The organism is Chryseolinea sp. T2 (genome assembly GCF_037203685.1).
Taxonomy (GTDB): Bacteria; Bacteroidota; Bacteroidia; order Cytophagales; family Cyclobacteriaceae; genus Chryseolinea.
On sequence record NZ_JBBCAU010000001.1, the window covers coordinates 501,438 to 523,019 of the forward strand.

The window sequence follows — 21,582 nt, forward strand, 5'->3', positions numbered from 1 at the left end:
CTCAGAACTCCTTATGAGAAGGATCGATCGGCTTCAGAGCATTGATATTTTCGAAGCGACGAGCAGGATATTCAGGGATAGCTGAAAGTTCCGTTTTCACTCTTTATCGTGACACTGCTTTTTTCTTTCGAACGTTCAACGTAGCCAATCTTTCGGGCATCGACGCCAAAGCTCTTTGAGATGTCTATTATAGTTTGTGCATGAGAGGCAGCAACATAAAATTCCATCCGATGGCCCATGTTGAAAACTTTATACATTTCCTTCCAGTCTGTTTTGCTTTCTTCCTGTATTAGTCTGAAAAGCACAGGGACATCGAAGAGGTCATCTTTCACCACGTGCAGCCCTTCATTCAGAAAGTGAAGCACCTTCGTTTGTGCGCCGCCACTGCAATGAACAATTCCGTGAATTTCTTTCCGCAGTGATTCCAGCACTTTAATAACGATAGGAGCATAAGTCCTCGTTGGAGACAACACGAGCTTTCCAACATCCACTGGTGATCCCTCAACTGTATCGGTCAGGTGATACTTCCCACTATAAACAAGTGATCTGTCTACGGCCGGATCAAACGACTCCGAATACTTGCTGCTGTAATCCTTGTGAAACACGTCGTGACGGGCAGATGTTAATCCATTGCTGCCCATACCACCATTATAAGAGTCTTCGTAAACGGACTGGCCATACGACGCAAGGCCAATGATCACATCACCTTCCTGAATTCTGGCGTTATCAATTACGTCTGATCTTCGCATTCTTGTGGTAACAGTGCTGTCAACAATGATCGTTCTTACGAGATCGCCGACATCAGCAGTTTCGCCGCCCGTACTGATAAGGTTGAGTCCATGATCACGAAGCATCGCGAGCACCTCTTCAGTACCATTAATAATTGCCGATACTACTTCGCCTGGAATAAGATGTTTATTTCGGCCGATAGTTGATGACAACAAAATGTTACCTGTCGCACCTACACACAACAGATCATCGATGTTCATCACAATAGCATCCTGTGCGATACCCTTCCACACCGACAGGTCGCCGGTTTCTTTCCAATACAGGTACGCCAATGATGATTTCGTTCCTGCACCATCGGCATGCATCACCGTACACCACTCGTCGTCACCGGCGAGAAAGTCGGGAACAATCTTGCAAAAGGCTTTTGGAAACAAACCCTTATCGAGTTTGGAAATTGCCTGATGCACATCTTCTTTCGATGCTGAAACGCCGCGTTGAGAATATCTGTCTTTCACTGTCGAGCTCATTGGTAGCGCAAAAGTGCAAATTAAACTGCTATGCGTAAAGCGGCTGATTAAGGATTGAGCGTCCCGCGTTTCTGATGAAGATCCCAGACCACAATCCCCAGGCAAACAGAGATGTTCAGCGAGTGTTTCGTACCCGATTGAGGAATCTCCAAAGCCATGTCGCAGAGGCCAACAACGGGTTCGCTTACGCCATGCACCTCGTTTCCAAACACCAGGCAGTATCGGGCGTCAGCTTTTGGGACAAACCAATTAAGGGCCACGCTTTCAGTGGTTTGTTCCACAACAATGATCGTGTAGCCTTCGGCCTTGAGCCGTGCAACGGCGTCTTCAGGCTTTTCTACAAACTCCCAGGGTACCGAAGTGGTCGCGCCGAGGGCAGTTTTTTCAATTTCCCGATGCGGAGGCGTGCCCGTAATTCCGGTTAGAAAGATCTTCTCAAGTCGGAAGGCATCGGCAGTGCGAAAGGCAGAACCTACGTTGTGAAGACTTCTGATGTTGTCGAGTACGATGCAGAACGGAGTTTTTGGTGCCTCCTGGTATTCGGCAGCGCTGATACGGTCAAGCTCCTCTAGCGACAACTTTTTCATGACGCAAAATAGAGCGTTTTTCGTAGCATAGACAACGCACTACCCTCAACCTGCCATCTGTATAATCATGAATTCTTAAATTGTGGTGATGTCAGAAGCCCGTAAAGTATTCCGAATCATTTCATTCATGTTCCTGGTCATTGTGATGAGTACGCAATTGACAAACGGACAGGACCAATGGACGAATATCTATCGTGAAAGTGCCTGGAAAGAACGCGACGAATGGCAACGGGCGCCTGAACTGATCAAACAATTACGTCTCAAAAGCGGCAGCACAGTTGCCGACATCGGATGCCATGAGGGGTATATGACAGTAAAACTGGCCGATGTCGTTAAACCATCAGGGCGTGTGTATGCCGTCGACGTAGATGCTCCCAAGCTTGAACTGTTGAATAAACATCTTGCGGAACGAGGCATCACAAATGTCACGACTGTAAAGGGTGAATACGACGATCCGAAGTTGCCAACGGACCAACTGGATGGCGTCATCATCCTCGATACTTACCATGAGATGAGTGATTATAAGAAGATCCTGATCCATATTAAAGCTGCGTTGAAGAAAGGCGGACGTCTGGTGATTTGCGAACCCATTGCAGAATCGCGACGCGACCTGAGCCGATCAGAACAGGCGACGAAACACGAGATTTCCATGAAGTTCGTAGAGGAAGACCTCACCATTGCCGGATTCACCATTGTGAAAAAACAGGACCCATTCGCTGATCGCACCACGATTAAGGGCGATGTTATGTGGATGTTGGTAGCTGAAAAGAAATAGTTAGAATAACCGTACAAAAGGACAGTCAGGATTTTAAGCCTAAATCATTTAAAGAGGCAAGAATTCTTCGGGTGAAATCATAAATTGCCGGCTATGTCAACGGCAACCACAGCAACAGAAACCCCTTTGATGAAGCAATACAATGCCATCAAAGCGAAGCACCCCGGTGCGCTGTTGTTATTCAGAGTCGGCGATTTTTACGAGACTTTCGGACAAGACGCTGTTACAGCCAGCAAAGTACTCGACATCGTTCTCACCAAACGCGGTGCTGGTTCGTCTTCAGAAATTGAACTCGCTGGCTTTCCACATCATTCCCTCGACTCATACCTGCCAAAGCTTGTTCGCGCCGGACATCGCGTGGCGATCTGCGATCAGTTGGAGGATCCAAAAACTGTCAAGGGAATAGTAAAGAGAGGTGTAACGGAGCTTGTAACGCCAGGGCTATCGTACAACGACAATGTCTTAAACACAAAGCAGAACAATTTCCTTGCTGCCGTATTTGCAACAAAGAATATTTACGGAGCTGCCTTCCTCGACATATCAACCGGAGAGTTTTACGCAACGCAGGGAGACGAGCGTTACGTCCTCAAAACGATCCAGAGTTTTGCTCCGGCAGAGATCATTTTCAACCGACAATCACGCACTCATTTCGAAGCGCTGTTCTCAAGCGAATACAATACATTCTGTCTCGACGAATGGGTATTCGGTTTTGACTTCGGTCACGAAAAGCTGATTAATCAGTTCAAGACTGCCTCGCTGAAAGGATTCGGTATCGAAGGCATGGGTGAAGCAATCATCGCCGCAGGTGCCATTCTTCATTACCTCGACGAGACCGAACATAGAGATACGTCGCATATAACAACGATCTCGCGACTCGATCAGGACAGGTTCGTGTGGCTCGATAAATTTACCATCAGAAATCTGGAACTGGTAGGTGCCCAACAGGATGGTGGTACTCCACTTATCGAGATCCTTGATCATACACTTACTCCAATGGGCGGACGATTGCTCAGGAAGTGGATGATCCTTCCACTCAAGGAGAAGACGTTGATCGATGAAAGGTTGAACACAGTTGAAACGATTTTATCAGACGCGGGACTTCATGAACAGCTGAAGACCTCACTTGCTCAAATTGGTGATCTGGAGCGTTTGATATCGAAGGTGGCTGTCAATAGGATTAATCCGCGGGAGTTGTTGCAGTTGATGCGCGCATTGCGTTGCATCGAACCAATCAGGCAGCAACTGGCACAGCATGCGGCGCCAGTGCTTCAAAAGCTCGGTGACCAACTTGACGGTTGTGAATACCTGGCGAACAAGATATCGCTTGAAGTACGCGACGATGCTCCAATTGCTTCGCACCAGGGAGGCGTGATCAAGCCAGGTGTCGATAGCGAACTGGATGAACTTCAGCAGATAGCTTTCTCGGGGAAAGATTACCTTCTGCAGATACAAAAGCGGGAGGTGACGCGCACGGGCATCAATTCTCTGAAGATCTCTTACAACAAAGTATTCGGTTATTACCTCGAAGTAAGCAACGCCAATAAAGACAAGGTTCCATCTGATTGGATCCGTAAACAGACATTGGTGAATGCCGAGCGCTATATCACCGAGGAACTGAAGACGTACGAAGAGAAGATCCTTCATGCTGAAGATAAGCTTGTTGTTATTGAACAGAGAATATTCAATGCTCTGGTAACAATGGCAGCGGGATATATTGCCCAGATACAACAGAATGCGCGTGTAGTTGCCCAGTTGGACTGCCTTTTCAGCTTTGCACAGGCAGCTAAGATCAATCGTTACGTGAAACCCTTTGTTGATGAGTCCCTCACGCTGGACATCAAGGCAGGCAGGCATCCCGTTATTGAAAGAAAACTGCGTACGGGCGAGTCGTATGTTCCGAATGATATTTTCCTCGACAGCGAAAAGCAACAACTGCTGATCATTACCGGTCCGAACATGGCGGGTAAATCGGCCTTGCTTCGACAGACAGCACTTATTGTTTTGATGGCACAGATCGGCAGCTATGTTCCTGCCGACGCCGCCACGCTCGGTATCGTTGATAAGGTCTTTACTCGCGTGGGTGCGGCAGATAACCTTTCAAAAGGTGAATCAACATTCATGGTTGAAATGACGGAGACGGCCAGCATCCTCAACAACCTCAGTGATCGCAGCCTCATTCTCATGGATGAGATCGGACGCGGAACAAGTACATACGACGGGGTATCAATCGCCTGGGCAATCGTTGAATACCTTCACAATCACAAAGACTTTAAAGCAAAAACATTATTTGCCACTCACTATCACGAATTGAATCAGCTTGAAGAAGATCTGGTCCGTGTGAGGAACTTCAATGTATCCGTGAAGGAAGTTGGCGATAAGATAATCTTCATGCGAAAGCTGAAGGAAGGCGGTAGTGAACACAGCTTTGGAATTCACGTTGCACAGCTGGCGGGCATGCCGAATAGAGTTGTGCTGCGCGCCAATGAGATATTGCACTTTCTCGAGAAAGACAAGCATAAGAATCAGGCCGCACCTCTGAAAGACTTGCCTCCGCCGATACAACAGCTAAGTTTGTTCGCACCGGATCCTCGCTTTAGTGAAATTCAGAATATACTGGGCACCGTCGACATCAACACGATGAGTCCTGTCGAAGCATTGCTCAAGTTGAATGAAGTATTATCAGTGATGAAGAAGAAGTGATTACTTCTTAGGAGCGCCGGGTCCCTTACCGCCACCTTTACCGCCGTTACCTCCTTTACCGCGACGAAAGAATTTGGGCTTCTTACGAGGTGAGCCATTGCTACCGTTGTGCCCGTTGTGGTTCTTCTTTACGCGTGGCTGGTACGCAGGACCTTCGCCTATTGCCTGCGGAAGCGGCAACTTGGCTACCTCATTTCCGATAAGGCTTTCAATGCTGTAGAAACGATTCTGATCGCGCTCGTTAATAAATGTAATCGCTGTACCCGTTGTGTCGGCTCGTGCTGTCCGTCCCACGCGGTGTACATAGTCTTCAGGGTCCGGAGGGACATCGAAGTTGATTACCAGGCTTATTCCTTCCACATCGATACCTCTGGATAGTACATCGGTGCCGATCAGCATGTTCACCTGCTTGTTCTTGAACTCGCGAAGGATCGACTCGCGTTCCGGTTGGTCGAGATCAGAATGAAATGCTTTAGCGGGCATTCCTGCACGTTGAAAAGCCTGATCGAGCTTCTTAACAGTCTCCTTTGTGGATGCAAAAATGATGGCACTGCTCCATTCGGTGCTCTTTAGCACGTGCTTAATCAACGCCGGCTTCTGCGCATCGAATACGACATAAGCCTGTTGAAGAATTCCGTCAGCAGGTTTTGCAATTGCGATATTTATCTCGGTCGGATTCCTGAGAATCTTATTTGCCAGCGTTCTGATCTTCGGTGGCATCGTTGCTGAGAACAACACCGTCTGACGCTCCTTGGGAAGATAGGTGATGATCTTTACGATGTCGTCGTAAAAGCCCATGTCGAGCATGCGATCGGCTTCGTCCAAAACAAGATGCTCAAGATGATCCAGCACAATCTTGCCCGTTGCCAGCAATGCGATAAGTCGTCCGGGTGTAGCGATGACGATGTCAGCGCCTTCTTCCATTGCCTTGCGTTGCTGATCCCATGTGGCTCCGTCCCCACCACCGTAAACTGGTATTGAACTTACCCCGAGGAAGTACCCAATGCCTTCAATCTGCTGATCGATCTGTTGAGCCAGCTCGCGTGTAGGAGCTATAATCAAAGTATTGAGATGTCGCTTTTCAGCACGAACTATCTTGTCCATGATCGGAAGCAGGTAAGCGCCAGTCTTCCCGGTACCAGTTTGCGCGCAGGCGATCAGATCCTTGTTCTCAAGGACAACAGGAATCGCCTGCTGTTGAATGGGGGTGGGAGTATTGAAACCCATGGAGGTAAGACCATCCAGGAGTTTTTCATCAAAATTAAAATCAGCGAATGTCAAGGACTAAGATTTACAAACCGAACTTCCATTTTCAGAACCGCTGCTAAGCATGTTCCGATTCCAACTGTTTTTCAGGTTGCTTTTCTGCTTCGTACTTCTTCCGCAGTTGAGCAGCTTCCTGTTTGTTCTTCGAATGCAGAATGTGTTTTGGAACTCCTTTCAGATCCCATATTAAGCCAACAGCTGCAAAACTTTTCAATATATAATAAGTGATGTCGATCTCCCACCAGAAGAAGCCCTGACGTGCCGCCACTTCATAGTAGTGGTGGTTATTATGCCAGCCCTCACCCATTGTTACCAGCGCAAGCCAGATGCTGTTACGCGACTCGTCGTTAGACTCGTAGCGCTGCGACCCGACCTTGTGCATGATTGAGTTGATGGAAAACGTAGCATGATAAAGTATTATCGTGCTCAAAAAGAATCCAACGAATAAGGATGAGAATCCAGCCGTTGTGAACATGTCAGTAATTCCATTGCCATTCACGATACCGCCCAATGCCATAACCACAAAGGCCAGGATTGTTGGAGGTACGAGGTAATGTTTGTTAAGCCATACGAGCTCCGGATACTTGGCGTAGTCACCAATCACTTTGTAGTCGGTCTCTTTGAAGTCAGGACCAACGATCCAGCCAATGTGAGAATACCAGAATCCGTAAATCTTCATCGAATGTGGATCTGCGGGCGTGTCGCTGTGACGATGGTGATGGCGGTGATGGGCAGCCCACCAGAGTGCTCCTTTCTGTGCAGTCGTTTGTGACATAAAGGCAATCACGAACTGGAACCAACGCGATGTTTTATATGACTTATGAGCAAAATAGCGGTGATAGCCCCCCGTTACCCAAAACATGCGGGAGAAGTAAAGAACCGCGCAAACGATCCAATCGAACATTGTCGCTCCTGTGTAAAGAGCCCCAAGCGGCGCCAGGTGAATAGCTGCAAAAGCAATCTCCTGGACCAGTACAGGTTTCCTCCGGACTTCTGGAGTGAGGTCAATTTTTGTCATAATTCGTAAACCAAAAAATGTGGAAAGTAGTGCGGCGAACGGGCAACTAATTTCTAAAGACAAACGCAAAGGTAATGCTTTCATCCTGAACGTTATAGTGCTGTTTAAAACTATCTCTGCGAACGACTGATCGGTTGTGGAAAATGGCATGTAAGTAAAACTGCCGAAACTTTGTAAACTGAGGTTACAGTTCTCATTTTCAGGGCGTATCTTTGTAGTCCTTATGAGTCCTGAACAACACTTTATGCGCTATCAACCGATGTTGGAGGCAATTGCCTTTAACATGGTTCGCTGCAAAGCTGATGCTCAGGATATCGTGCAGGAGACAGCATTGAAATGGCTCTCTGCCGGTCCGAAGAAGATCGAGAACACCAAGGCGTATCTCATCTCTGCGGTTCGGAATAATTGCCTCAAGCACATTGAAACGCTGAAGAACAAAAAGGAAGAGCTTCTCGGACAGCACAACCTTGCCGAAGCCCTCAAGCTTTTCAAAGAATCGAATCTCGCACATCTCGACCTGGACATCGACTTGCAAAAAGCGCTGAAAACGCTGCAGGCAAAGCTTGAGCCCCTGGAACGTGCGATTTTCGTGTTAAAAGAGGTTTTTGATTTTGATTACGATACGCTGCAGGAAACGTTCGATAAGAAGAAAGAACATTGCCGGCAGCTATTGTGTCGCGCCAAGAAGAAGCTCAGCGAAGAGACGTCGAAGATCCATTTTGAAATGCCCGACACGTCCAACTTCAGAGCCAACTTCAAAAAGGCCTGCGACCTCGGGCACATCACCGACCTCATTTCGGGCCTGAAACAAGAGGTTGCCATCTCAGTTGGAGAAAGGTGAAATTTTTTTTCTATTTTTTGTCACAAGTCAATCACATTCCGGTCTTACAGAAATAATTCGGTTCTGGCTGACCCCTCGGTGAGGACCCACTAAACTTAACAACCTTCATGGCAGTAATTCTTATCTTCTTTGTAGCGCACTGGTATCTGTCGCTATTCTTCCAGACATTCTTTCTTCATCGCTACGCTTCGCATAAGGCATTTACGATGAATAAATTCTGGGAGAAAGTATTCTTCGTACTCACCTGGATCTTCGAAGGCTCAAACTACCTGAGCCCCTATGGCTATGGCGTCATGCACCGCATGCACCACGCTTTCGCCGATACGGAAGACGATCCACACTCGCCAAAATATGATGAGACCATCTGGAACATGATGTGGAAGACGAAGACCATCTATTCCGATATCGCTAACCGCAAACTCATACCTGATAGTCGCTTCACCGAAGGCGTTCCCCAATGGGAAGCATTCGACAAATTCGCGCGCTCATGGCCGTCGAGAATCTTCTGGGCAGGCATCTATATTACGATATACGCTGTGTACGCTCAATACTGGTGGTTGTGGCTCCTTTTGCCGGTCCACTTCCTGATGAGCCCGATCCACGGTGCTATCATCAACTGGTTTGCTCACAAGTACGGATACAGGAATTTCGAGGTCAAGGATACTTCAATGAACTTCCTTCCATTCGACTTCCTGATGATGGGCGAGAGCTATCATAACAATCACCACAAGTTCGGCAACCGCCCAAACTTCGGCGGTATCCGCTGGCACGAGATCGATCCAACTTATCAGGTTATTAGAGTGCTGAACAGACTGGGAATAATCCAGATCGCCAAGCACAAGCAAATGACTATAGACGACATTCAGAAGCAGCGCGCTGCGTAAGACACCGGATTATTTTAAGGCAATAATTTGACGGGCCTCGGCTCGTCGCGGGGAAGAGAGGCTGGGCAGAGATGTTCAGCCTCTCTTTCGTTATAAAGGGGGTGTCGCTGTTCTTCACTCTCACACTGTTCCTCACTCTGACTCAGTTCCTCACTCTCACACTGTTCCTCACCCTTCTTCATTCGCGACTTAGCCATCCCTGAAATGAGCAGCAGGGCGGGCTCGGGAGTCAGAGTGAGGAACTGAGTCAGAGTGAGGAACAGTGTGAGAGTGAGGAACTGCGCACAGGGGAGGTCGGAAGCATAGGCAAAGTCCAACCAAGCCTGATGGAAGCCTAAGCAGAGTCTAATGAGATCCTAACCAAAGCCTAACCAGAGCCTAATGAAAGCCTAAGCAAAGCCAAACTGAAGCGTACGCCTAACGGACGCCTAGCCTAAGCGAAGCGGCCACAAAACAGTATAAAAGCCTGACACGAGCCTAACCAAAACCTAAATAAGGATTACTAAACGGCACTTGACAGCAGTTGAATGCAATTGACGCACTCACCCCCTGGCCATCGCTAATTCTCTTTGAAGTACTTGTCCTCATCGAAGACCTCGTCGGTCTCAAGCTTCTTGGGCACTACACCTACCTCCAGGATCTTGAACTCCGTGCGGCGGTTCTTCTGACGACCAACAGGGTTGTCGGTTCCGTCAGGATTGGTGTTACGGGCAATAGGATGCTCTTCGCCATATCCCTTCGCGACAAGGCGGTCGGGGGCGATGCCGTGTTGAACAATATATTTGACGGCCGATTCAGCGCGGCGCTGTGAGAGGTTCATGTTGTAAGCGTTATCATCGACGCTGTCAGTATGTGAACCCAGCTCAATTCTGATCTCCGGGTTGTCGGCCAGCAGTTGGACCAGTTTGTCCAGTTCCTTGGCAGCGTCCTCCCGAATGTCGGCTTTGTTATAGTTGTAGTAAATGTTGTCAAGTACGAAGATCTTGTTCAGCTCAATCTTGTCAAGTACGAGCAGCGTATCGAACGTAACATTGGTAACGAGATCCTTCAGCGTCGCAGGATCAACTGATCGCCCGCGCGTAGTATACAACTGACGCTTCACAAGGTATCCATCAGATTCACCTACCATGTTGTAGTTCTCATTCTCATAAACGCGGAACAGGAACTTGCCGTCATTTCCGGTTACAAAGTCCTGCATCAATTCTCCCCGCTCATCGAGCAAACTCACTTTCGCATTCGGAAGGATTTGCATCTTGTCTTCCTTATCCTTCGTGTAAGTAATACCCTGCAGGTAGTAATTCACCACTTTCAGATTCGGATCTTCATTGATGAACGTATAAATGTCATCGTCGCCTTTGCCCCCCTCACGATTTGAAGTGAAGAAGCCTCTGTCAGGTCTGAAGAGGAATATTCCAAAGTCATCGCCGACCGAGTTCATCGGCTGGCCAAGATTTTCGACCAGCGTTCTTCCATTTGACCGCTTAACCACGAACAGATCGAGTCCGCCATAGCCGGGATGCTCATCAGAAGAGAAGTAGAGCTTTCCATCGTCGGCAACATAAGGGAAGTTTTCGTTACCAGGTGTGTTGATATCGGGACCGAGGTTCTTTACGCGCGAGAAACGACCGCGGGTGTCCATCTGCGCTGAATAAATGTCTGTTCCTCCGTATCCGCCTTTACGGTTAGAAGCAAAATACAATGTCCGTCCGTCGGCACTGAAAGCAGGAGTAGATTCCCATGTTTCCGGTTGATTAATGTTAACCATCACCGGTTCTGTCCATGCGTTGTTTCTGTAACGGGACAGATATAGGTCGCAATCAGAACCACCTTTTTTCTTGCCGGAATTACATTTTGAGAACACCATTGTCTTACCGTCCGGCGAAAATGTAATGCATCCATCATTGATGCTTGCAGAGTTGATTCCTCCGGGCAGTGGCGCGACCGTTGCAAGGTCAACATTTGCACCGCGGCTCGATACTTTAAAGATATCGGTGAACGGAGTGCCAGTAGCCTCATAGAGTTTGTCCTTACCGCGAGAGCTGGTAAAGTATAACTCGTTATTCAGGAACACAGGTGAATATTCTGATGAGGCAGTGTTAAGTGTCTCCAGGTTCTTTACACGGTGATAGCTAGGCTTTTCATTAATAGCGGCAAGCTGGTCGATTGCCTTCACTTCAGCATCAACCCGATTCTTGAACTTCTCGTTTTCTGGATTCTTTTCAATCGCCTCCAGCACCTTCTTGGCCTCAGCATACTTGGCATTTGCCTTCAGCGCCTGAGCGTAATAGAACTGTGCTGTATCCTTGTCGATGCCTTTCGCATTGGTACCCTTCGCATAATAAGCTTCTGCCTCTTTCATGCGGTTTGAAAGTCTGTAAGACTCGCCGACGAAATAATTAGCACGGGCATTGTTAGGGCTGCCCTTCAGGACCTTTGCGTATAAATCAATGGAGGTTTGATACTTGCCATATTTGAAAGCCTTCAACGCTTTCTTTTCGGTGCTGCAGGAGGTGACGCACAGTAAGACAACACCAGTAAAAAATATCAGCCTCATCATTCGGACAAACTTTTGATAAATCTACAAATTCCTTTTAACCGGTTATAGGTGCTGCCGGTAAATAACGTTTAAGCCATGTTGCTCCTGCAGGTATCACGAAACCAGATTCCAATTCTCCCTTCGTTGCCACCAGCGTATTCACGCAAAGCGTTTCGGAATTCCATTCACCAGTCGATGCCGCCTCCCTGAGTTTGCTAACCGGAAAGGTGAACAGTTCGTTGCCGCGTACGAATGAGGCTTGCGCACGATCGAACAACGGCAGTCCCAACCTTTCCTCCAGCGCTTTCATAGCCCGGGTAGAACCATCAATCGAGCAACCACTTGCTCCATGCGCTTCTTCGTCAACAGCGAGTATAATGAAAGAATCAAGTTTGATGTCGAATGAAGAGACCAGGGGTACGCCATGAGCCGACCAGTCATTGGTAAACGACGACAGCGACTCGTAAATTATCTCCTTTTCGTCTGGAGTGAATTTTCTTTTTGAATGGTAGATCCAGACTCTTGAATGGGGTTTCAACGACGCGAAATCAACTAGCATAATCCCTTGTATTTAAGAACTCTTTAAAACTTTAAACCCTGTGCTTCGGCAATAAGTTCTGAGAGATCTTTTACCGAAACCTCTGCTTCCTTTTCCCTCGCTTTCACGCCATCACTCATCATCGTCATGCAGAACGGGCAAGCGACTGCTACTGTAGTTGCGCCGGTAGCCAACGCCTCATCACTACGCTCCACATTGATGTCCTTCTTACCCTTTTCCGGCTCTTTGAACATCTGCGCACCGCCAGCACCACAACATAAGCCTGTAGTGCGGCAGCGTTTCATTTCGACCAGGTCGGCATCCAGTGCCTCCAGAACGGCACGAGGTGCTTCATATACGTTGTTTGCCCTTCCAAGATAGCAGGAGTCGTGATAAGTGATCTTCTTACCCTTGAACACTCCACCTTCGGTGACCTTGATTTTTCCGTCGTTGATGAGCTGCTGCAGAAAAGTAGAATGATGTATGACCTCGTAGGCACCACCCAGAGCGGGGTACTCATTCTTCAGTGTATTGAAACAATGAGGACACGCAGTAACGATCTTCTTAACCTTGTAGCGGTCCAGTGTCTGAATGTTGGACATTGCCTGCATCTGAAACAGGAACTCGTTTCCTGCCCGGCGCGCAGGATCACCTGTACACGTTTCCTCCGGACCCAACACACCAAAGCTGGTCTTTGTTGTCTGCAGAATGGTGACGAAAGCACGCGTCACTCTTTTATATCGCTCATCAAACGAACCTGCACATCCAACCCAGAACAGAATCTCAGGAAGCTCTCCCTTTGATTCCCATTCTGCCATTGTTACAACGGTATCCATACACTATTTTTTCAGTTCATTAGCCCAATTGAAACGATCGCCAGGTGAAAACTTCCAGGGGGCAAAGCTGGTCTCAATATTTTGAAACATTGAGTTCCATGATGCTGGCGCACCTGATTCTTCCATGGCAACGTAACGACGCAGTTCAAGTATGATCTCAAGAGGATTGATCATCACAGGGCAAGCTTCGACGCAGGCATTGCAGCTGGTACAGGCGTTGATTTCTTCACGGGTGATGTAGTTATCGAGCAGCGACTTACCATCGGCAAGACCAGCTCCCCCGCTATCAAGGCTCTTTCCAACCTCTTCCATGCGATCACGAGTGTCCATCATGATCTTTCGGGGCGATAATTTCTTCCCGGTAAGATTAGCAGGGCACTCAGCTGTGCAGCGACCACATTCGGTACACGAATAGGCACCGAGCAGATTATTCCAGGTGAGATCATTGACATCCTTTGCTCCAAACCTGCCGGGAGTAGCTGCCGGCGCGCTGTCCGCAGCACTTAGCCCCAGCATGATCTTTACTTCGTTGGTGACGACAGGCATGTTTTGCATTTCGCCTTTGGGAGCTACGTTGGCGAAGTAGGTATTCGGGAACGCCAGGGCAATGTGGAGGTGCTTGGAATAGGTGATGTAAACCGCGAACGCAAGGATGCCAATAATGTGAAACCACCAGGCTGCCCTTTCAATAATTGTTAACCCAGGTATCGATTGCCCTTTGAGAATGGACATCACGAAGGAACTGAAAAACAGAGTTCCGGTTTTGGCATAGTGCGGTGAGACCTCCTGCAACAGCTGATCAGAAGCATTCATCAGCAGGATGGCGCACATGAGGGCCACCTCGGTGATGAGGATCACGTTGGCATCAAGCCTGGGCCACCCGTTGAGTTCAGTCATGTTCAATCTCCTCACCTTTAAAACATTGCGACGGAAAAGCATGATAAGACAGGAAACAAGCACCGCTACAGCAAGAAATTCGAACAGATTCATGAGGATTCCATAGAAAGGAATGTCAGCGAAGATTCTGTGCGTTCCGGCAACGCCATCTATCAGAAATTCAAGCACTTCCAGGTTAATTACCAGGAAGCCCACGTATATGAAAAGGTGAAGTAGGGCAGGAATCGGTCGCTTGAACATCTTCTGTTGGCCGAAAGCCACCAGCACCATGTTGCGGACCCTGTCGGGTGAAGAAACCACTTCCTTTGATTTACCCAGGTTAATATTCCTCCTTATAAAGGCTACCCGTTTCCACACCAGGTAAATAGTACCGGCAAGGACCCCTATGAAAGCGATTTGTTGAATCATACCTTGATCTAAAAGTACTAATAAAGCGGTATTTCGGGTGGTTAAGAAATAGTCGGGCTTTTTTGCGTGGTACCTAAAAATACATACTTTTGTGGCCTCATTTCCGGTGACGTAGCTCAGTTGGTAGAGCAAAGGACTGAAAATCCTTGTGTCGGGGGTTCAATTCCCTCCGTCACCACCTCAAAGCCCCGCTAACAACGGGGTTTTTTGTTTTTTGAGCGCCACGAATTTCTCGTAATTTAGACTTTGCTGCTTCTAACTTTACCGGTGAAATAACGACAGACGAATGGGCATCTTTAATCTTCCTCCCGAAGCAACGACCCGTTTGTTCTATGTGTATCTGTCTGAAATCACGTTAGGGCTCATCTTCGTTTTCATCTTTCGGCATTTTGGAGCGCTTTACCGGCGTCGGTTTCTCATCACCTGGGCCCTGAGCTGGCTGGCGTACGCCGTTTATGCACTCACATCAGGCGTCGTCCAGATCTTTCTGATTGAGCAGCAGGGCTTCCTGCGCGATTCGTTTGGAATTGCAGCGCAGGTTGCTTGCTTTCTTCAAATTATCATGATCCTTCGCGGGACATACGAGCTCATTTATGATAAGGCATTCTCCCGCAAAAAGTTCCGAATCATCTTCACCGTAACACTCTTGTTTGCCATATTATCTGTAATTGTCTTTGGACAGGCAGGACCTTTCTCGAGGTATCTGGTGAGTTTCGGTAGCCGTGCCGTTATTACCGGAATTGGTTTTCTGGTGGCTGGAATGGTGGTGTGGACGAACAAAAAGTTCACCAAGGGATTTGGTCAGCAACTGCTTTCAAGCTCACTCATTTCTTTCAGCATCTATCAGCTGTACGACTTCACGCTGCGACTGCTAAAATTACTGGGCACTGAAGTCTCGGGGCTTGAACTCTTTGGATCCGTCGACCTGTTACTGGTGTCGCTGATGGGCATGAGCATGGTAATGTGGTTTCTCGAAGACGAACGCGAGAATCTTAACCGCGAAAACAAGGAGCTCGACAGTTTCCTTTCAAGCACCTCCCACGATCTTCGTACTCCTATTGCGTCCATCCTCGGCCTAACATATCTCGGAAAGATTGAGCTGCAGGAAGAGAAAGCACGTTCGTTCATGAATATGATCGAAGAGCGCATTCGAAAACTCGACCTCATCATCAGCGATATCCTCAGTCTTTCGCGCAGCAAGAAAGTCGATTTGAAATTCGAACAGCTTGATTTTTCAAAATTGCTGGACGAGACGATCGCCGACATTCGCTTCAACAAAGGAGTATCGGCAATACAACTCGACTATCAGGAAGGACCGAGTGATAAGTTCAAGTCTGATTATAATCAGATCAAGATCATCCTTAACAATCTGATGTCGAACGCTGTAAAGTATCACAATCTCAATCAGCCTAATCCATATATCAAGGTTACGTTCAAGCGCAACAGGGGTGATGTCGAGATTGCAATTGAAGACAACGGACAGGGTATAGCAAAAGAGAACATTCCAAAGATCTTTGACATGTTTTATCGTGCGTCGCCCACGACGGACGGAACAGGACTGGGTCTGTACATTGTTGAAGAAGCACTGACCAAAATCAATGGGATCATTACGGTTGAGTCGGAGCTTGGGAAGGGAAGCACTTTTAAAGTGGTGCTGGAAAACGCGTAGCCCGACAAATGGACTTGAGAATTAAAAAAGCCCCTTGACGGGGCTTCGTTAATTTAGAATGCTTTCATCCTCTCACTTGTAATGTTTCAGCAACACAACTTCTTCACGGGTAAGGAAGCGCCATTCGCCGCGGGGAAGATCCCTTTTGGTCAGGCCGGCGTACATGGTGCGATCGAGTTTCACAACCTGGTATTCGAGTGATTCGAAGATCCGGCGAACAACGCGGTTCCAGCCAATGTGAATCTCAAGACCTACTACATTCTTGCCTTCGTCCACATAAGCGAGGTCATCAACAATTGCCCGTCCTTCTTCCAGCTGAACACCATCTATGATCTTCTGCGCATCGGCCCTGGTGAGGGGGCGATCGAGCTCAACGCGATATATCTTCTTAACATTATGAGAAGGGTGCATCAGCTTCTCGGCAAGATCTCCATCGTTAGTGAGCACCAGCAGGCCCGTTGTGTTCCTATCCAGTCTGCCAACAGGATAAATTCTTTCCTTGATGACGTTCGCCACGATATGCATCACCGTGCTTCTTTCCTCAGGGTCTGAAGTCGTCGTGAGAAATCCTTTGGGTTTGTTCATGAGAATGTATACTGGCTTCTCAGCGCGAAGCACCTTGTTCTCGTGGCGTACTTCATCACCAGGATTAACCTTATGACCAAGGGTCGTCACTACTTTTCCATTTACGGAGATGAGACCCATCGTGATTAGTTCATCCGCTTCCCGTCTGGAACAAACGCCGCTGTTGGCAATGAATTTATTTAATCTGACAGGACCACCTGATTCCTGTGCTGGCATTTCTGGCTCCTGTCTTATAGACTGACCTCCGCGCTTTACGTTACCACGATCAAACTTCTTGAATGGCCTGTTACCCTCGGCCTGATGGCCGTGATCGTTCTTGCCAAAAGATCTGCTTCTTTCGCGACGCGGTTCATCATTGTCAAACTTCGAACGATCGAACTTACGAGGCTTATCGGTATCTCCGTCTCCGGTCTTAGAACGTGGAGAACGCTTCTGGAAAGAGTCGTCGGTCTTAAATGAAGGCTTGGCAGAGTCGGATCTTGAACGACCAAATTTGCGTGGCTGCTCGCCGCCCTGATCTTCGCCTTCTGCACGTGGAGGACGCTTTCCGAATGGTTTGTCTTTCTGAAATGAAGGCTTAGAGAAGCCGAATTTTGGACGACCAAATTTGCGTGGTTGTTCACCCCCCTGGTCTTTCCCCTCTGCTCGAGGTGGACGCTTTCCGAATGACCTGTTTGGACGATCGGATGAACCGAAGCCTGGCTTTCCAAACTTTCTCGGCTTGTCTCCTTCTCCTTCGGCACGCGGAGCACGTTTCCCGAACGAACTGCCCTTTTGATATGAGCGTTTAGGAGGAGTATCTCTTTCGCCTTTTGACGCTGACTTTGGACGACCGAATCCTTTGCTGTCGCCACGTGATCCGCGTCCCTGGTCTGAATCAGGACGTGAAGTTTTCTTTGGTGAACGACGAGGTCCCGAAGAATCGCTGCGATTTTCACGTGTACGATCTCCTGAACGTGCGCCCTGGCGTTTACCTCCTGAACGGCGCGGTCCTGATGAATTAGGCCTGGGCATCTGTTTGTTTTTCCGGTTCTTCCGGTTGGTCAGGTGATTCGTTATCAGGCTCACCGTCGCCTTCTTCCGCAGTAGCAGTATATTCTATATCCTCTTCTGTTTCAGAGGATGAATCCTGCTCATTGGTGATATCATTTTCGGTAATTGCTTCCGTTGACTCAACGTTTTCAATTGCCTCCGTAGTTTCAATGCCTTCGGCAGACTCAATCGCCAGTTCGGGCTCAGTCCCTTCAATGCTTTCTGAAGCCTCAATAGATTCCAAAGCATCAACTGCATTTACAACCTCGTTGCCCTCTGTCTCCACGACGACTTCATCAGCTGCAAATTCGAGCTCTGGCGACTCCGCGTTTTGTCCGATGGTGTTGATTTCGGCAGTTGCCTCTTTAGGAACAGGAAGTTCACTAAGGTCGTTGATACCAAAGTACTCCATGAATTTTGGAGTTGTCCCGTAAAGCATCGGGCGCCCAATGGTATCGGCCTTGCCAGTTATTTCAATCAGGCTCTTGTCAAGCAATTTTTGAACGGCATAGTCGCAGTTCACGCCTCGTATGTTCTCAATCTCTGTTTTGGAGATCGGTTGCTTGTATGCAATGATCGACAGCGTTTCCATTGCGCTCGTAGAGAGACGCTTTTTGGATTGCTGCTTCAGCATGATGCCGATGCTGGTCTGATAAGCAGGCTTCGTCAAAAACTGATAGCCGCCAGCTGCTTTGTATAGTTGAAAAGAAAATTCTTCAGCCTGAAATTTTTCTTCAAGGCGTTGCAAAGCACCGAGAATGTCCTCTTCAGGAACTTCGGCGTTGAACATTTCTGAAAGGCACGATTTTATCTCAGCAATCCGAATCGGAGTAGGGCTGCAAAAGATCAACGCCTCAATGTGATTTTGTAAGAAGTCCAAACGAAACAGTTTAGTTGTAGTGGTAAACTAAAATGCAAAGTTATAAGAAAATGGGGGAGCAGACGCTTAGTCTTGCTGCATCATCTTCGCTTCGATAGATTGCGTTGTGTGTGGCACGGCAATCAGACGCTCCTTAGGGATCAATTTGCCAGTGACCGAACAAATGCCATAAGTTCCGTTTTTGATGCGGATAAGGGCATTTTCGAGGTTCATAATATATTTCTGCTGGCGGGCAGCAAGCTGACTGAGGTTCTCCTTTTCAGCAGTTTCTGCTCCGTCTTCCAATACTTTAGTATTTCCACCTGATGTGGCATCTGTACCCTCGTCGTTGTTGCGATTCAGGGTTTCCTTCAGAATCTTGTACTCGTCTTTCGCTTTGTCCAGTTTCTTGTGGATAAGCGCGGCAAACTCGTTTAACTCGTCTTCAGAATACCTCGTTCTTTCATCACCAGAAGAAACAGGTTTTGCTGATTTATGGGCAATAGGTCTCTGATTTGGCACAGGGAAAATGGTTAATTGTGGAGGCGCAGGCTTGCTTGGCGCAGGCGCTGCTGGTTTTACCGTCACCGGCTTTTCAACTTTTTCTTTCTCTTTCTTCACCACCGGAGCGGCCTTCTCAATCTGGGGTTCTACCTTTTCAACTTTCGGAGCTACAACCGCCTTTTCGATCGGTTTTTCAACTGGCTTCTCAACTTTCTTAGGGGTCAGAACTTTCTTTGGAGCAGCGGCTTTCTTGGCGACAACAGGCTTCTTAGCGGCAGGCTTAACTACCTTTTTGGGCGCTGCCTTCTTTGCCGGAGCACTCTTGGCCTTTGTGGCAACCTTTTTCTTTGGTGCAGGCTTAACCTTTGCAGGCGCCTTCTTCGTTGCCTTCGATACTACCTTCTTGTTCTTAGCCATAAGAAATTCTCCGTTTGGTAAAAGATGCGCAAAATTATGCGGTCATGCACGAAAACAAAAAATATTAGTCAATAAATTCCCGCCGATAAAAAATCGGCGATTTAACCCGTGCCATTTGATGCTCGCAGGCGCTTCGACAACCGTTCTTATCGCGGTTTAGACACTTAAATCTGGGAATCAATACCGGGATGAGATTGCAACAGCCTCCCGAAACAACCTCGACGTCCCATCGTCAGCATAAACCTGAAACCATACCACATAATAGCCCGATAGAGCTTTCGATCCATTGTCCTTGTCTCCGTCCCACCGCAACTTGCCTTCTGTGGACAACAATATGTTATCAGCAATGTGACGCACAATCATCCCTCTGCTGTCGTATATGTTTACCGTTGCAACACATCCTGGTTGCTCAAACTGATAGGAAATTTCTGCGAAGTTAGGCTGACCGGTTATCGGCGTAAACACCGAAGGCGCCACAGTAACGGCCTTCTCTGTTGTCCGCTCCCGGCGCTCGGCGCTGTTTCCAGAGCCAGGTGTGGCAAATCCCGCAGATGAACTCGCAGAAGTCCAGTTCGATCCGTCGTTTGAAGGGGCACTGCTTGATATGCGTTCCAATGATATGCCCTCTGAATCATTGACAAATGCGTTGTGCATCGCAGCGTTGTATTCGAAGAGATCTATCGTCGAATCGACTTCATTGGAAATATAGACGATCCCTTTTTCATCGGCGTAAGATGGAAGTTTGAGTTGCGTGATGCTGGAATCAGCACACAGATATTGTGCTTCCAAAACCGATGCATCAGCCGTAAAAGCCATGTACTGCTTCGGATGCAATGTAACGATGGCATTGATGATTGCACGTTCTGAATAGCCATCGTCATTCACTGAGCCAATAGCCCATCCGTTAAGGCTGATATACTTTCCGGACGCATTGAAAAGCTCTACAAAATCAACCCCATCAGGACGTGGGTTAAACAGAATTTCATTGATCACAACATCGCCTGAGGCAGCTGCTTCAGGGAGTGCAAAAGTAGTTTTGCCACCCGGCTGTAATGGATTGCCGGCACAATCGTAAACCTGTCCCATTGTGAGAGAATACAACTGGCCACCCTGCAAAGGTTGGTCCAGCACCAGCGCTATCGCCATACGCGAGCTGTCGATGAATGTGAGCTTTGTAAGCTCTACAGAAGGTATGATTGCCCATTTCGTGGACTGAAGTGTCGCCTGGGAAAGCCTTTCATTGAAATTGATTCGCAGATTCCGTTCGTCAACTATGTCGACGGATGCCAACAGTGGCCCGGTTACATCAGGGTTGGATGCCATCACAGAATTTTCTTTGCCCGGCGTTCCACCCATTGAATCGTCAGCGACGGTCCAGTTGCCGGCAAGCTCACACGTGTTGTTTACGTCAATTAGTTCGAGCGACCATCCACCCTTACTACGTTGTTCATCGCGGTACCAGTCGTCCGAATAGTTAACGACATCTATGACATTGTTACCGGCGTCGGTCAGCATCAGCGAATCGCCAGCATTGTTCAGCGACGGCAAACCTGAAACAATCATCATGTTTGTGGCAACTGCTATTGGTTTTGATGCGATAGCAACATATTGTCCTGGATCTAACGTTATAGCATTTAGAACAACTGTGCTGGAAGCATCCGAAAGTTTCCATCCTTCCAGGGACACGGAAACAGCAGCGCGATTAAACAGTTCGACATATTCAACCTCGGGTAATCCCTGAGGAGGTGATGGGTCGGCCATGATCTCTGTAATGATGATTGTTTTCCAGGAGTAGTCGAAAGCATAACTTGTTGATGACTCACAGGTCACCAAATACAGGTGAGCGAACATTTGTTGGGTTGGCATTACTGAAACAGCAAACGTGAGCAATGCACTAACCCCAATTAATTGTGGGGTATTTTTCATAAGCACAACGGGATTATATTATTTTTGTAGCCCTTAAAATTAACCAAA

At 47.9% G+C, this 21,582-nt stretch carries 17 protein-coding genes and 1 tRNA gene; 6 read left to right on the plus strand and 12 right to left on the minus strand.

Features of this window, described 5'->3' with window-relative positions; genetic code table 11:
* Positions 1 to 71: 71 nt before the first annotated feature.
* Together WBG78_RS02180 and WBG78_RS02185 are read right to left on the minus strand one after the other, a co-directional pair.
* Positions 72 to 1,244 carry an AIR synthase related protein gene (locus WBG78_RS02180; RefSeq protein ID WP_337325280.1) on the minus strand — a complete coding sequence of 391 codons (1,173 nt, stop codon included), beginning with the start codon at positions 1,242 to 1,244 and terminating at the stop codon, positions 72 to 74.
* 59 nt (positions 1,245 to 1,303) lie between these two features.
* Positions 1,304 to 1,843, minus strand: coding sequence for an RNA methyltransferase (locus WBG78_RS02185; protein ID WP_337324723.1), 540 nt, complete (start codon positions 1,841 to 1,843; stop codon positions 1,304 to 1,306).
* Positions 1,844 to 1,931: 88 nt separating this feature from the next.
* Here WBG78_RS02185 and WBG78_RS02190 point away from each other — a divergent pair, with 88 nt between their 5' ends.
* Complete coding sequence (locus WBG78_RS02190) at positions 1,932 to 2,618, plus strand: class I SAM-dependent methyltransferase (RefSeq protein WP_337324724.1); 687 nt, start codon at positions 1,932 to 1,934, stop codon at positions 2,616 to 2,618.
* A 93-nt stretch (positions 2,619 to 2,711) separates the two neighbouring features.
* Positions 2,712 to 5,318: a DNA mismatch repair protein MutS gene (gene mutS, locus WBG78_RS02195; protein ID WP_337324725.1), complete on the plus strand. Its 2,607-nt coding sequence runs from the start codon at positions 2,712 to 2,714 to the stop codon at positions 5,316 to 5,318.
* Here the strand turns inward: mutS and WBG78_RS02200 are convergent, their stop codons facing one another.
* On the minus strand, positions 5,319 to 6,599 hold the full coding sequence (locus tag WBG78_RS02200; RefSeq protein WP_337324726.1) for a DEAD/DEAH box helicase: 1,281 nt from the start codon (positions 6,597 to 6,599) through the stop codon (positions 5,319 to 5,321).
* Between the two features lie 43 nt (positions 6,600 to 6,642).
* Positions 6,643 to 7,602, minus strand: coding sequence for an acyl-CoA desaturase (locus WBG78_RS02205; protein WP_337324727.1), 960 nt, complete (start codon positions 7,600 to 7,602; stop codon positions 6,643 to 6,645).
* Between the two features lie 244 nt (positions 7,603 to 7,846).
* Between WBG78_RS02205 and WBG78_RS02210 the strand changes: the two genes are divergently transcribed.
* Positions 7,847 to 8,443: a sigma-70 family RNA polymerase sigma factor gene (locus WBG78_RS02210; protein ID WP_337324728.1), complete on the plus strand. Its 597-nt coding sequence runs from the start codon at positions 7,847 to 7,849 to the stop codon at positions 8,441 to 8,443.
* A gap of 107 nt (positions 8,444 to 8,550) precedes the next feature.
* Entirely contained in the window at positions 8,551 to 9,327 is a 777-nt protein-coding gene (locus WBG78_RS02215; RefSeq protein WP_337324729.1) for an acyl-CoA desaturase, read from the plus strand.
* A gap of 559 nt (positions 9,328 to 9,886) precedes the next feature.
* On the opposite strand, the gene WBG78_RS02220 is transcribed toward WBG78_RS02215, so the two are convergent.
* Genes WBG78_RS02220 through WBG78_RS02235 form a run of 4 tightly spaced genes read right to left on the minus strand, consistent with a single transcriptional unit; the run spans position 9,887 to position 14,542 of the window.
* The gene (locus WBG78_RS02220; protein WP_337324730.1) at positions 9,887 to 11,884 is read right to left on the minus strand and encodes an OmpA family protein; all 1,998 of its coding nucleotides are present in this window, start codon (positions 11,882 to 11,884) and stop codon (positions 9,887 to 9,889) included.
* A 34-nt stretch (positions 11,885 to 11,918) separates the two neighbouring features.
* Entirely contained in the window at positions 11,919 to 12,422 is a 504-nt protein-coding gene (locus WBG78_RS02225; protein ID WP_337324731.1) for a helix-turn-helix domain-containing protein, read from the minus strand.
* 23 nt (positions 12,423 to 12,445) lie between these two features.
* Positions 12,446 to 13,237: a (Fe-S)-binding protein gene (locus WBG78_RS02230; protein ID WP_337324732.1), complete on the minus strand. Its 792-nt coding sequence runs from the start codon at positions 13,235 to 13,237 to the stop codon at positions 12,446 to 12,448.
* A gap of 3 nt (positions 13,238 to 13,240) precedes the next feature.
* Positions 13,241 to 14,542: a (Fe-S)-binding protein gene (locus WBG78_RS02235; protein ID WP_337324733.1), complete on the minus strand. Its 1,302-nt coding sequence runs from the start codon at positions 14,540 to 14,542 to the stop codon at positions 13,241 to 13,243.
* Positions 14,543 to 14,647: 105 nt separating this feature from the next.
* Between WBG78_RS02235 and WBG78_RS02240 the strand changes: the two genes are divergently transcribed.
* Positions 14,648 to 14,720 (plus strand) — tRNA-Phe (locus WBG78_RS02240).
* Positions 14,721 to 14,828: 108 nt separating this feature from the next.
* A complete protein-coding gene (locus WBG78_RS02245; protein ID WP_337324734.1) occupies positions 14,829 to 16,211 on the plus strand; it encodes a sensor histidine kinase in 1,383 nt (460 codons plus the stop codon).
* Positions 16,212 to 16,283: 72 nt separating this feature from the next.
* On the opposite strand, the gene WBG78_RS02250 is transcribed toward WBG78_RS02245, so the two are convergent.
* The 4 genes from WBG78_RS02250 to WBG78_RS02265 form a co-directional block, all read right to left on the minus strand.
* A complete protein-coding gene (locus WBG78_RS02250) occupies positions 16,284 to 17,810 on the minus strand; it encodes a pseudouridine synthase (protein WP_337324735.1) in 1,527 nt (508 codons plus the stop codon).
* Positions 17,797 to 18,708 (minus strand): SMC-Scp complex subunit ScpB, encoded by a 912-nt coding sequence (gene scpB / locus WBG78_RS02255; RefSeq protein WP_337324736.1) that lies wholly within the window; start codon positions 18,706 to 18,708, stop codon positions 17,797 to 17,799. Before scpB ends, WBG78_RS02250 begins: the two co-directional genes overlap by 14 nt.
* A 66-nt stretch (positions 18,709 to 18,774) precedes the next feature.
* Positions 18,775 to 19,191, minus strand: a complete 417-nt coding sequence (locus tag WBG78_RS02260) for a TraR/DksA family transcriptional regulator (protein WP_337325281.1) — start codon at positions 19,189 to 19,191, stop codon at positions 18,775 to 18,777.
* A gap of 594 nt (positions 19,192 to 19,785) precedes the next feature.
* On the minus strand, positions 19,786 to 21,534 hold the full coding sequence (locus tag WBG78_RS02265; RefSeq protein WP_337324737.1) for a lamin tail domain-containing protein: 1,749 nt from the start codon (positions 21,532 to 21,534) through the stop codon (positions 19,786 to 19,788).
* Positions 21,535 to 21,582: the final 48 nt, after the last annotated feature.